Annotated in this window: 14 protein-coding genes; 7 read left to right on the top strand and 7 right to left on the bottom strand. The window is 38.1% G+C overall.

Annotation, left to right across the window (positions count from 1 at the left end):
* Positions 1-13 precede the first annotated feature (13 nt).
* Entirely contained in the window at positions 14-1,111 is a 1,098-nt protein-coding gene (locus PL9214_RS17905) for a polyprenyl synthetase family protein (protein WP_083580075.1), read from the bottom strand.
* 126 nt (positions 1,112-1,237) lie between these two features.
* Between PL9214_RS17905 and PL9214_RS17900 the strand changes: the two genes are divergently transcribed.
* Positions 1,238-1,792: a hypothetical protein gene (locus tag PL9214_RS17900; protein WP_072720139.1), complete on the top strand. Its 555-nt coding sequence runs from the start codon at positions 1,238-1,240 to the stop codon at positions 1,790-1,792.
* 69 nt (positions 1,793-1,861) lie between these two features.
* Here PL9214_RS17900 and PL9214_RS17895 read toward each other — a convergent pair whose 3' ends face one another.
* The 5 genes from PL9214_RS17895 to PL9214_RS17875 form a co-directional block, all read right to left on the bottom strand.
* Positions 1,862-2,968, bottom strand: coding sequence for a LamG domain-containing protein (locus tag PL9214_RS17895; RefSeq protein WP_072720138.1), 1,107 nt, complete (start codon positions 2,966-2,968; stop codon positions 1,862-1,864).
* 136 nt (positions 2,969-3,104) lie between these two features.
* A complete protein-coding gene (locus tag PL9214_RS17890; RefSeq protein ID WP_072720137.1) occupies positions 3,105-4,184 on the bottom strand; it encodes a LamG domain-containing protein in 1,080 nt (359 codons plus the stop codon).
* Positions 4,185-4,281: 97 nt separating this feature from the next.
* Positions 4,282-5,181, bottom strand: a complete 900-nt coding sequence (locus tag PL9214_RS17885; RefSeq protein WP_072720136.1) for a LecA/PA-IL family lectin — start codon at positions 5,179-5,181, stop codon at positions 4,282-4,284.
* 788 nt (positions 5,182-5,969) lie between these two features.
* Positions 5,970-6,758, bottom strand: coding sequence for a hypothetical protein (locus PL9214_RS17880; protein WP_072720135.1), 789 nt, complete (start codon positions 6,756-6,758; stop codon positions 5,970-5,972).
* Positions 6,759-6,885: 127 nt separating this feature from the next.
* Positions 6,886-7,629, bottom strand: a complete 744-nt coding sequence (locus PL9214_RS17875; protein WP_072720134.1) for a LamG domain-containing protein — start codon at positions 7,627-7,629, stop codon at positions 6,886-6,888.
* A gap of 740 nt (positions 7,630-8,369) precedes the next feature.
* Between PL9214_RS17875 and PL9214_RS17870 the strand changes: the two genes are divergently transcribed.
* Positions 8,370-8,624 carry a DUF433 domain-containing protein gene (locus PL9214_RS17870; protein WP_367400305.1) on the top strand — a complete coding sequence of 85 codons (255 nt, stop codon included), beginning with the start codon at positions 8,370-8,372 and terminating at the stop codon, positions 8,622-8,624.
* A 42-nt stretch (positions 8,625-8,666) separates the two neighbouring features.
* On the opposite strand, the gene PL9214_RS33080 is transcribed toward PL9214_RS17870, so the two are convergent.
* A complete protein-coding gene (locus tag PL9214_RS33080) occupies positions 8,667-8,810 on the bottom strand; it encodes a hypothetical protein (RefSeq protein ID WP_367400304.1) in 144 nt (47 codons plus the stop codon).
* Positions 8,811-9,164: 354 nt separating this feature from the next.
* Between PL9214_RS33080 and PL9214_RS17860 the strand changes: the two genes are divergently transcribed.
* The 5 genes from PL9214_RS17860 to PL9214_RS17840 all read left to right on the top strand — a co-directional run bounded on the left by PL9214_RS17860 (position 9,165) and on the right by PL9214_RS17840 (position 11,341).
* The gene (locus PL9214_RS17860; protein WP_072720133.1) at positions 9,165-9,416 is read left to right on the top strand and encodes a UPF0175 family protein; all 252 of its coding nucleotides are present in this window, start codon (positions 9,165-9,167) and stop codon (positions 9,414-9,416) included.
* Between the two features lie 37 nt (positions 9,417-9,453).
* Positions 9,454-10,077, top strand: coding sequence for a hypothetical protein (locus tag PL9214_RS17855; protein ID WP_222425250.1), 624 nt, complete (start codon positions 9,454-9,456; stop codon positions 10,075-10,077).
* On the top strand, positions 10,074-10,685 hold the full coding sequence (locus PL9214_RS17850; RefSeq protein ID WP_072720132.1) for a PIN domain-containing protein: 612 nt from the start codon (positions 10,074-10,076) through the stop codon (positions 10,683-10,685). The genes PL9214_RS17855 and PL9214_RS17850 overlap by 4 nt, the downstream gene beginning before the upstream one ends.
* Before the next feature lie 132 nt (positions 10,686-10,817).
* Complete coding sequence (locus PL9214_RS17845; protein ID WP_072720131.1) at positions 10,818-11,048, top strand: addiction module protein; 231 nt, start codon at positions 10,818-10,820, stop codon at positions 11,046-11,048.
* Positions 11,045-11,341 (top strand): type II toxin-antitoxin system RelE/ParE family toxin, encoded by a 297-nt coding sequence (locus PL9214_RS17840; protein ID WP_072720130.1) that lies wholly within the window; start codon positions 11,045-11,047, stop codon positions 11,339-11,341. Before PL9214_RS17845 ends, PL9214_RS17840 begins: the two co-directional genes overlap by 4 nt.
* The last annotated feature ends 535 nt before the right edge of the window (positions 11,342-11,876 follow it).

The raw sequence follows: 11,876 nt of genomic DNA, 5'->3' as shown, positions 1-11,876 counted from the left end.
TATTTTTAGGGAATTATAAATTGCGATAAATTACATAATTAATCAATTCTTTTAAAAATCGTCGGTCATGATATTCGGAAATAAATTTTTCCTCTGAACGTAAGGGGGTTTCAGCCTCAAGAAAATCCAAGGTTTCAAATAGTTCTGCGGATTGTTTTGCATAAGAACGAGCTAAACACCAACCATGATCTATACTGCCATACTTTTGCATTAATTTCAAAATAAATTCAATTTGATCGGAAGTTTTATCTTCTCTGGGAGTTGCTAATATTTTAAGAATTTCTTTGGATTCTCCGGGATTACTATGACTAATAACATGATTTAACATCACTGTTCGTTTTCCCTCATAAATATCTCCCCCAATTTCTTTTCCATAAGCTTCCATTTCTCCAATTAAATTTAACAGATCATCTTGAATTTGAAAAGCAATTCCTAGTAGCATTCCAAATCGAGTTAAATCGGCTAAAGGTTTGACTAATGCACTGGCGTTAGCATTAGGATTTCCGACAATAAACCCAATCCGGCAAGGGGTCATGAAGGAATACCAACAGGTTTTTTTAACGCACATGGTAAAATAATCTTGATCTGTTAGATTGGAAGTATTATCAGCTACCCAATCTAACTCCATTGCCTGTCCTTCAACGGATTGTTGTGCCATCACTTCAATTTCATGGAGAATATTTAAGGTTTTTGTAACTCCCAAAGATGATAAATTTTCTAATAATAAACCCACCGCTAAAACATTAGTCGCATCTCCAACATTAATCGCACGAGGAATTCCAATTCGAGAATGTAAGGTTTCTTTTCCCCGTCGAGATTCTGAGCCATCTTCAATATCATCATGAATCAAAAAAGCATTATGATAAAGTTCTAAGGCGGCAGCCGTTGCTAAGGCAGATTGTCCTATTCCTCCAACGGCACGAGCGACACTAATACAAATTGTGGGCCTGAGCATTTTTCCCACTCGAAAGGGATAGTCGGTTAATAAATCATATAAAGGCTCATAAGCACCTGTACCTTGACGTTTGCTATTGACAAACTCTTGAATTTTACTGACAATAGCAGAACGGGAATTTTGTAAGGCTTCATTAATAATTGTTTTATCAAACATTGGTTCTTACTCAGTCGTTGCTATTTGAATAGCTAATAGGGATTACTGGGGTTTAACTGGATTAATTTTTATGCTATGTTGGTTTTAGATTTCGGTTTAAATAAAATTCATTTTTAACTCCTAAAGATGGTTGATTTTGTGAGAGAACGTCAGCAACAATTAAAGGAATGGTTAGAGGAATTAGTCTGCCAAATTCGCACTCAGGGAGGGTCAACTTGGGATCACTTTGTTCTAGCGGTTTCAGACAAATCCGCCCTCATTGAACTTGATGGCATTCCTTTACAATTGCAGGCCCATGGGGGTGAACCATTACAAGTTGAAATTGAACCCATTAGGAGGGGGGAAGGAGCCTCGCCCCTACAGTACGATTTTCGCAGTGATGCTGAAACCTTAAGGGCGATTATTCAGGGGAAGTTATCGTTAGATGCTGCCGTTGTTCGGGGGCAAATTTATGTTCAAGGAACGTTATCAGATTTAACGGCAATTTATGGAGTTGTGATGAATCTTTTTGCAGATAGTGCCATTCATCCAGAGTTACAAGATTTATGGAACAAGTTTGATGAAATTTGGTTGCTTACCTCTGTTTCTCCTATTCCTGCTACCCTAGAACAACAACATCCTGCCTACGGTTATTTAATTGAAAATATACCAGAAGATGTGCTGCGAGTTTCTCTGAAATAGAGAAAGGTTCGGGAGGGGAAGAGGGGTATTGACAGTTAACCGTCAAGAGTTGAAACCTGAAACCTAATTTTAGGGAATGAGTGCAGTACAAGTGATGCTGATATTTCCCGTATTATCTTTATAGCCATCAGTATAGCCCTCAGAAATAGGAACGTCATTGACGACAAAGGTAATCGTTTGACTGGGTTTTAAGACTAAAGTAATTTCGCTTCCTAATTCACCTAAAACCGTTTTAGTTTCAACATCAACGACTAACAAAGCAAAGGAAGTATTGTTTGGATATTTCATTTGACTTTGATATTCAAAACCGGGCCAGCCTCCGGGGGTTAACTCACCCCAACTCGCGGGTTTCCAGGTTCCAGACGCAGAAATTTTGAATGAAACTTCCTGAGCAAAAGTATTAGTAAAGTTCACTCCCGCTTGTGAGCAGAGGTCAGCCTCAAAAGTTTGGGTTTTGGGTATAGGCGTGACAGGATTGTCATTCTTAATAATTATCCCATCTAAACCTTTCCCGGTTAAATCAGGAACTTTATTATCGGAAAGATTACTAAACCGCCAATATCCCACTAAATTAGGTTCTTTTCCGGTTAATTCTTGATTGATGGTTTCCTGAATTTGCTGTTGAGTACGAACGACATCCCAAATGCGAACTTCATCCATATATCCATTGAATTCACAAAATACAAGATTTTTCCCATCTTTTGACTTTTTGACTAGCGCTCCCAGTCGCAATATATTAGAAGTTGCAGGGGTCTGGGGTTTAAGTGGATTATAGTGCGTGTTTGCGAAATTATAAGTTTGCAGGAGTTCGCCATTGATATAGAAACAGGAAATTTGGGATTTCTGGTCATACGTCCCTGCAAAATGTGTCCAAACATTGAGGGGTAAAGGGGTTTTTACAAACAGTGGATAACGCTCGGTCAAAGTATCGACTTGAAAGATCATCTGTAAGCCTGTGGCTGCATTATATTCCCCAAGGGTATATCCTAACTCTTGTTGTTCGGTCGTGCTGATGAGGGGAAGGGTCGCCGCCGAATATTTATACTTTTCTATTTGTAAAACCCAAAGTTCAACGGTTAAATTAGGTGGGGTTAATTCGTTTTTAAAGGGAATATCTGCATAGTCTTTATTGCCATCAAATCGAAATAGAGGACTTTTGGGATTGTGAGTGATCATAATAATATAAACTCCAACGAGATTAAGTTCAATTGAGTTAACACAGGCAACAATAGACCGAGATAAGAGTTGGGTAAAAGCTAAAATTTAACTAGCTCCAAGAACCAAACCCTATCTAATTTTACCGATTGCTATTTCAAGGAATCTGTGCAACAGAAGTGATGCTGAGATGTCCTGTATTATCTTGATAGCCATCATTGACAGGAACGTCATTGACGACAAAGGTAATCGTTTGACTGGGTTTTAAAACTAAAGTAATTTCGCTTCCTAATTCGGCTAAAACCGTGTTAGTGTCAGCATCAACAACTAACAAAGCAAAGGAAGTATTGTTTGGATATTTCATTTGACTTTGATATTCAAAACCGGGCCATCCGGCAGGTGTACAGTCAGCCCAAGTAGCTGGTTTCCAGGTTCCTGTAGCAGAGATTTTGAAGCTAACTTCCTGTTGAAAATCATTTTTAAAGGGAGTACCAGAGGTTGAGTTGATATCAACATCAAAAGTTTTTGTTTTCTCTGGCTGCGGAGTGGTAAATGGGGAGTGATCAATTAATTGAGAGGTAGCATTCCCATAAATAATTCCATCTAAACCATTCCCAGTTAAATCAGGAACTTTATTCCCAGAAAGATTACTCAAGCGCCAATATCCGACTAAATTGGGTTCTTTCCCTGTTAATGGTTTATTAAAGCTTTCTTGAATTTGTTGTTCAGTACGAACGATATTCCAGATGCGAACTTCGTCAATGTATCCTTTGAAAAAACGTCCCCGAGGCTGGGAACTCGTATTAACTAAGTGTGTTCCAATGTACAAAATCTCATCAGTGGTACTAGAAGGTCTGGTTCTATTAGTAATAGATTTATTACATACCTGCTTACCATTCATATAATAAACACAAATCTGAGAAGCTTGATCGTAAGTTCCTGCAAGATGAGTCCAAACATTGTTGGGCATAGAACGTCCCTCGGCATAACCAGCACCATTAAAAAGGGCAAACAGTAAGCGATTGTCTTTGGTGTATTGAATAAACTCATATATATAAGGCCACCGAGAGACATTGGAAGAGAGAATACAGAAATCTGTTTGAGCCGTATTCAAATTTAAAACCCAAGCCTCAACTGTGAAATTGAGAGGATTCAATTTGTTTTGATGTAAAATTTCTACACAGTCATCAACACCATCAAAGCACAAGAGAGAGGTTTGAGAATTACTGGTTGTCATATCTTCAATTCCTTTTCGATAAGTTAGACTGACTTACCCTTGTTCAAGGGGAAAATAACAAATTAATGCTAATTTCCCCCATTGAATAATGCCTGAATTAGCGACCAACTTCTGACCAATTAACAGTTATACTGCCAACGTTATTACCGTAAGCTCCAGGGGCATCATTCATTCTGAAAATTAATGATTCGCCCGGTTTAATCGCAATGACTGTTGGGGTATAAATTTCTTGGACTATATTTGTGATGGGATTAATGGCTAATAGCGAAAAAGCTGTATTTTGAGGATGTTTCATTCCAGCTTTTGCATAAGAAGCATCTCCTGCCGATGAGAAAGATGCTGTATTTGGCCCGTTTTTCCACGAACCTGATGGCGTGATATTAACGGAGGCATCACGGTTACTATTATTCATTAATGCGACGCCATCTTCCGAGTTAGCTGGAACTTCAAATTTGCCACTCGCAATGACTTGGGTTTGGGCAAAATAGGTGTTAACCAATTGAATATTGGTGAGTGTAATTCCCATAATGGTTACACCCGTCAATTTGGTATTGGTGAGATTCGCGCCCGTCAGATTCACAAAACTTAAATCCGCATAACTTAAATCTGCATTGGTTAAATCTGCATAACTTAAATCTGCAAAGCTTAAATCAGAATGACTCAAATTGGCAAAACTTAAATTGGCATGACTGAGGTTAGAATAAGCTAAATAGGCATACCCTAAATAGGCATAGGTGAGATTGGCATAGCCTAAGTAGCTATAGGCAAAAAAGCTATAACCTAAGTTAGCTGCCATCAAGTCAACGCCTAACAAATTCGCTTTGTACAAATAGGAAAAGCTAAGATTGACTGAGGGGAGTTTGGCATTGGTTAGATTGGCTTCATACAGATAGCTATAGGGAAAATCCCGTTTTCCTTGAAGATACAGCCAATTCAACAAACTGACTAAATCTTTTGTATTGGGTAATGGGAAAGGCCATTGTTGAGCATCAGACATCGATTTTTACTCCTGATAATTGATGAAGGGATAGACTGGAACGAAGACTTACAATTGAATTGAATGCGCTTTCCTATTTAATCGTCGCTAAACTCCATCTCTCGGAGTAATCAACCACAACTTCATTGAGGCAGAGTTCAACGGTTTATACAGATTTTTTAATTCAGTAGAAATCACCTTATATGAAATCCTTAAATGTATGCTACACATCTCCCTACTTTTTAAGGGGGGTTGGGGGGGATTATCCGTAGCCTTCATCATGGGATTTCATATTGATTTCAATTCAATTGAAATTTTTTCTGCATATATAGCAAAACAAAAGATCTATTTTTAAGATATATTCTGTTGTTTTGGTGTGAATAATGGGGGAATTTCTGAGTTGACTATTCTAATTCCACAGTTCCAGAACAGGGTTGAGTGGAACTTGTAGATGGGCTTGCTTTAAAAGGGGGACATTCTACTGTTCTAATGGTGAGCGCTCGCATCGGATGAGTAGATTTTCTCATTATATTAAATAAAGCCGAAAATGTTGCCAACACTTTAAGAGAAATAATCAATAATTGTTACGAATTTTAATTAAATTCCAGAACAATTTTATCCTGCTTTATCAAGAAAATAACTCTTGTTAATACAGAATTGTACTAGAGCCTACTAACCGTTATCAATTAGGAATTATTCTTTTAAAGTGTTGCCATTTAATCTCCTGTGAAATTGGACTTTAATCCCCTCGCTCTAGTTTTCTTTTTCTTCACAAGATGAAAGAGTGCAAAAACTAGATTAGGGTTGACCTAAGTGGCTAACCATTGAACAGTAAAAGCCCCATAATTATCCGCATAACAACCCACCACATCATTGATGCGGAAAGCAATTGTTTGTCCGGCTTTAATGACTAATTGAGTTGTCCCGGTAATTTCGGCTAAAACCGTATTGGTTTCTAAGTCAATGGCTAACAGCGCAAAGGAAGTATTTTGGGGATAAACCATATATTCTTGATAGGGAAAACCAGGTGCACCTGCGGGGGTATAGTAGGGGAGGAAATAGGCAGGTTTCCATTCTCCTGACGGGGTAAAGAAAACAGTCAGATCCCGACCATAAGTATTTGTGAAGTTATAACCAATTTCTGAGGTACTCAGCACTTCAAATTGACCGAATAGTGGAGCGGGTGGGGGTGTGGGAATTGGAGTTGGGGCGGGAGTTGGGGCGGGAGTTGGGGCGGGAGTTTTGGGAGTCGGCCATTCTAATTCTACGACTTGAGAACGGGGTTTAGCGACATCGGCCGATGTTCCGGGTCGGGTCAGGTGAGGTTGGGCGGGGCCAGCCGTTAGCGATCGCGTCCGATCCCCAGATGCGACAATAATATTAAAAGCGCAAATTGTGTCAACGCTTTGATAGACAAAATCAAAATTTGCTAAGTGGCTTAAGTCAAATGATCCAACAATTTCATCCTGATAAGTAAAGGAAATTAAATCTCCTTGATGTAGAATAGTACCCGGTGCATATTGTCCGTTATAACTAAAGGTTCCGGTTCCAAAAGTTTGACCATTTAATAGTGTGCGGAATTGCAATTCAACAACCATTTGCTGCTTCTCCTTGTATTCTGAATTAAGTGAAAAATGCGTTTTAGGAATCAGAAGAATGGGAAATCTAATCTTTTTTGGGTTTCCTCACTCTTCGCTTTTAATGTTTGAGAATTAACTTAAGTAGCTAACCATTGAACAGTAAAAGCCNAGTGGACGGAGGAGTAAAGGGTGGGTTAATAATATTAGCACCCATCGAACCTTTACAAATATTGCCATTATGACCATGACCTGTGAGGTCAGGAACTTGGGCTCCAGAAATATTGCTTAACCGCCAATAAGCCACTAAATTCGCTTCTTGACCCGTGAGGCGCTGATTCATTTTTGCCTGAATTTCTTGTGCGCTGTGAACGGTATTCCAGATGCGAACTTCATCAATATAACCATTAAAGAAATAAGTTCCCCCAACACAATACCCCGACTCGGTAGAACCTGCTCCAATGCGTAAGATATTCCGGCTGTTATAACCCGTCGGCGCGGTGGGTTGATAGGCTACGGTTTCTTGAGCGACTTGCTGACCATTGATATATAACCGTGCTACGGATGAACTGGGATCAAAAGTCCCGGCTAAATGAGTCCAGACGTTAGCTTGAACTTTTGGCCCGTGAATTTTTTGATAATTGCCATTCGGAGATAACAGCCATAATTCCCAATTATCTTGAACACAAGCTTGATAAAACATATACCCCCACCGATAACTATCGGGACGGGAAGTTAATACAGAACGTTCAATTCCTGTATTTGAGGTGAGGGATAAAGCCCAAGCTTCAATTGTGAAAGTTTGGGGATTTAACTCATTGTTGTAGCCAACATCAATCTTATCATCGGAACCATTAAAATACAGTAGTGATGCTGTTGTGGTGCTGGTCATAAAACTGAATGCTCCTTATATTAAGAAAAGTTTTAAATTTAATCAGCCTAATGTTTAGCCATCTCAACGGCTAAAAACTGCTGACTTCACAACAGACTGATAGCAGGGAACCGGGAGGAAGAAACTTCACCGCCCTTGGTTTTACCATCAGTTTTTGTCAAACATGGATTTGGCAACTGCCATAACCTGATGTGAAAGCTTGATACTCCTAATGTTTTGATTCCAACTTGGAATAATAATGTTATTTACCCTTTCGTTAAACTTCAAGATTCAACTCTAGGGTTGATGCACAAAATCAATAACTTTTTCCGGTGTTGATAGGTTAAGGTGTGATGATTGGGATTAAAATCTGCACCCTCTAGCTTAGATATGACTTGAACACATCATCAACCAAAGGGGAAAACACTCAACTTTAGTGTTCTCTTTGAAGGGGATTTTCAATTAAACTTTAATTAAAGAGTTTACCAACAACAGGTGATTATTGAAATAGCAAAGCGAATAATAGGACTCAATTTTAACAAAACTTAATATATAGTTTCTCTAATAGGCAGAAAAGGTGGAAAAGCTTACAGGGTAACAAGATGGCTAAAGCTCTCTTGGGTTGGAAATGAGAGACTAATTATCCTATTAATGCCAGGAGGGATGATTTTATTATCCAAAGAATCATCCACGCTCAAGCTCCTGTTGTAGGTGATTAAATCAGTTAGTAATATAAAAATAACTTTTAGGAGACTATCAGTATGACAACTGTACCTAACGAACGAACAGCTATTATCCGTACAGAAAGAGGATTAACAATCGCAGGTACACGCATCACTATCTACGATATTATGGATTATGTGACGGCTCAATATCCACCTAAATTTATCAGGGGATTATTTGATTTGACAGAGGCACAAATTAACGCAGCTTTAGCTTATATTGAAGCCAATCGCGCTGATGTTGAAGCTGAGTATCAAATGGTTCTTAAAGAAGCTGAAGAACTACGACTATAATTATGAAGAAAAAAATCGTGATCTGATTGCTAGAATTGCCGCTCAACCTCCCCAACCTGGAACCGAAGCTGCATGGGAAAAACTGCGAGCAGCTAAGGCAAAACGTGAGGCTAAAGCATGATTTTTTTGATAGATCATAATCTCAATGGACACGCCATGATTTTCTTTGGCTCTATTGCTAATCAAGGTTGGCTTGATATTATTCCAAACCTGTGATTACGATAGGAAACGCTGATAGATTATTCAATGATTCGGAATATCGAGAACGTTGTGTTGAGCGTCTAATTGAGATTGTGCTTAATATTAATAGTTATATGGGTGTAAGTCGGCTTTTTATCCCCTAAAGTGAAGTTGAGGTTTTTGAAGAAGTGCGATCGCTTCTTTTAGATCAATAAAAGCGATCGCTCTAGGATTAGTATTTTAAGGTATAATATTGAAGCAAGGAAACAACAGATCAAGAGTGGGGTACTTTAGCTGAAACGGTAAGTCAAGACATTAGCAGATGAGTTTCTGTGTTAACTCAATAAACCTTAAACGAATATGGGACTACAAATTTTAATTTCTGATTCAGTTTTGCAAGCAATTCGTTTACCAGAACAACGTATTGAACAGGAATTGCGGCAAGAATTAGCGATCGCTCTCTATAGTCAGGATCTATTATCCTTTGGTAAAGCACGAGAACTGGCTGTTATGGATAAATATCAATTTGGGCAACTCTTGGGAGAGCGTGGAGTTTTACGACACTACACACCAGAAGAATTAGATGATGATTTGACTTATGCTCGTAGTTAGTAATACTTCACCAATAATGAGAACAGGAGAAATGAAAATGAATAAATTACTTCAGCAAGTTATGGAAGAATTAGAAAAACTTCCAGAAGACGAACAAAATGCGATCGCCACCCGTGTTTTAGCAGAACTTCAGGTTGAAAATATTGAAAAAAACTCTCAACTTGCTACCTTTAATCGCAATGATTTAGAATCAAAACCATCTGGACGTTCTGGTTGGGATATATCGGTTTATAATCGTGAAAACCAACTGATATTAATTGTTGAAGTGAAGCGACGATCTAATGCTTCACTCCCTTGGGTGATAGAATTAGGCTGGAAAATTTTTGAGAGTGAAAATTTCCCAAAAACCCCTTACATTATGTTAGTTTTTACTGATTCAATCTATTTATGGTCTAATCTGAATCATCAAAAACAGATCGCAGAACCTTCTTATATTATTGATGCAACTCTGATTTTTCAACCTTACTTTGAACGGGCTGGAGTTACCGCAGATCAAATCAATCCCCAGAGTTTTGAAATGATTGTTACTTCTTGGTTAAGAGAAATAATTCATTCTCAAACTTTTGGTAAAGAGGGTGATAAATCTCAACAATGGTTAGTTGAGTCAGGGCTAGGGACTGCTATAGCAGGGGGTTATTTTCAATATGAGGATATTGCGTGAATATTTACGTTGAGACTAATTTTGTCCTAGAATTAGTTTTCGAGCAAGAACAGTTTAAAAGCTGTGAAGGAATTCTGTTACTGAGTGAGCAAAAACCTGCAACATTAATTATTCCCGCCTATAGTTTAGCTGAACCTCATGAAAAATTAATTCGTCAAGCTAGAAATCGTAAAGCTTTGCAGCAATCTCTTGATCGGGAATTCAAACAGCTTGAACGCACAGTTTCCTATAAAAATCGGATTCAAAATAATATTAGAGAGTTTTTTAATTTATTGGTTGAAATTGATGTGGAAGAAACAAAACGATTTGCAAAATATAGAAATAGGTTATTGAGTCATGCAGATATTATCCCACTAAATGGGAATATTCTCTGTGAAGCAGCAACTTATGAAAACCGTTATGCTTTAATGTCTCAAGATGCCTTAGTCTATGCTTCAGTTCTGTTTCATCTACAGCAGAATCAACCAACAATTGCTTGTTTTTTAAACCGTAATTCAAGAGATTTCGATACACCAGAAATTAAAGCAGAATTGAATAGTTTTAATTGCAGAATGATATCACAATTTGATCAGGGATTAAGTTTTATACAATCTCAACTCTTACCTTAAATTTATTTATAATAAAAGCGATCGCTCTAGGATTAGTATTTTAAGGTATAATTTTGAAACTAGAAAATCAGAGCTATAGTTTTTTGTCCCAAAGTATGATAGAATTAGTGTGTCAAAAAATAATTAAATACTATGACACTTGAAAATCTTGAAGCTGAGGTTCTTGCACTTCCACAAGACTCTCAAGTAATATTGCTCTCGCGGCTCCTAAAACACTTGGGACAAAGTAGGGAAAACGATGCAGAAGTTGAATTAAGCTGGGGTGAGGAAGCTGAAAGACGCGATCGCGAAATGGATATCGGCGAAGTTACTGGCATTCCGGCTGAACAAGTGTTTCACAAGATTCGTGGTCTTCTGCAATGAAAAATGTGATATTTCATCCACTAGCAGAACAAGAATTAATTGATGCCACCGCCTATTACGAGGAACAAAAACCTGGGCTTGGGTTAGAGTTTTTAGAAGAAGTAGAAGAGGCAGTAAACTTCCTCATGCTATATCCTGAAGCTGGTTCAAAGGTTAAAAGTTCTGCTCGTCGGATAATTTTGCCTAAGTTTTCTTACTCTCTATTTTATCGTATCCTAGAAGATGATCGGATTCGGATTTTAGCGGTTGCACATCAGAAGCGTAGAACACAATACTGGGCTGAACGAGAGTAGCCGCCTAAAGTCAGGAGTTACTTAGTTCCTAGTTCCCTGGTTCTACCGATCTTTAACAACTTAAGATCATTTTATATGTCAATACTAAAATTATTCCTCCAATAAATCCCACAAACAACAATAATCGATGAGTTTCACTATCCCAACTATTATCCTGCATTATTGTCAATGCAGAAATAAGACTAATTATAAATGCTGCAATTGTTGCGATTATAAGGACGATACACATAAATTTTAATTCCTCATCCCTAGTTAGCGTTAGCTCCTCATTATATCAATAAATGCGATCGCTCTAGGATTAATATTTTCTCGTTTCTAGGTTCTACCTAGAAATGATATTCGGGTGGCTCTGCCACCTAAAACCAGAGGCAGAGCCTCTATAATATATTCCCAGGCAGGAGCCTGGGAGCTAGGTGAAGTCCCCTATAATGTCACAACACTCTAAGCTACAAAAAAACATATCTTGACAATTATCATTTTTTTCTGATTAGCTAACAAATTACTTTGAATTATTAACTTAGCATCTCGGCACAGA

The organism is Planktothrix tepida PCC 9214, assembly GCF_900009145.1.
GTDB classification, from domain to species: Bacteria; Cyanobacteriota; Cyanobacteriia; order Cyanobacteriales; family Microcoleaceae; genus Planktothrix; species Planktothrix tepida.
Note: the sequence above shows the minus strand (reverse complement) of the source record. Positions and strands in the feature narration are given on the sequence as shown.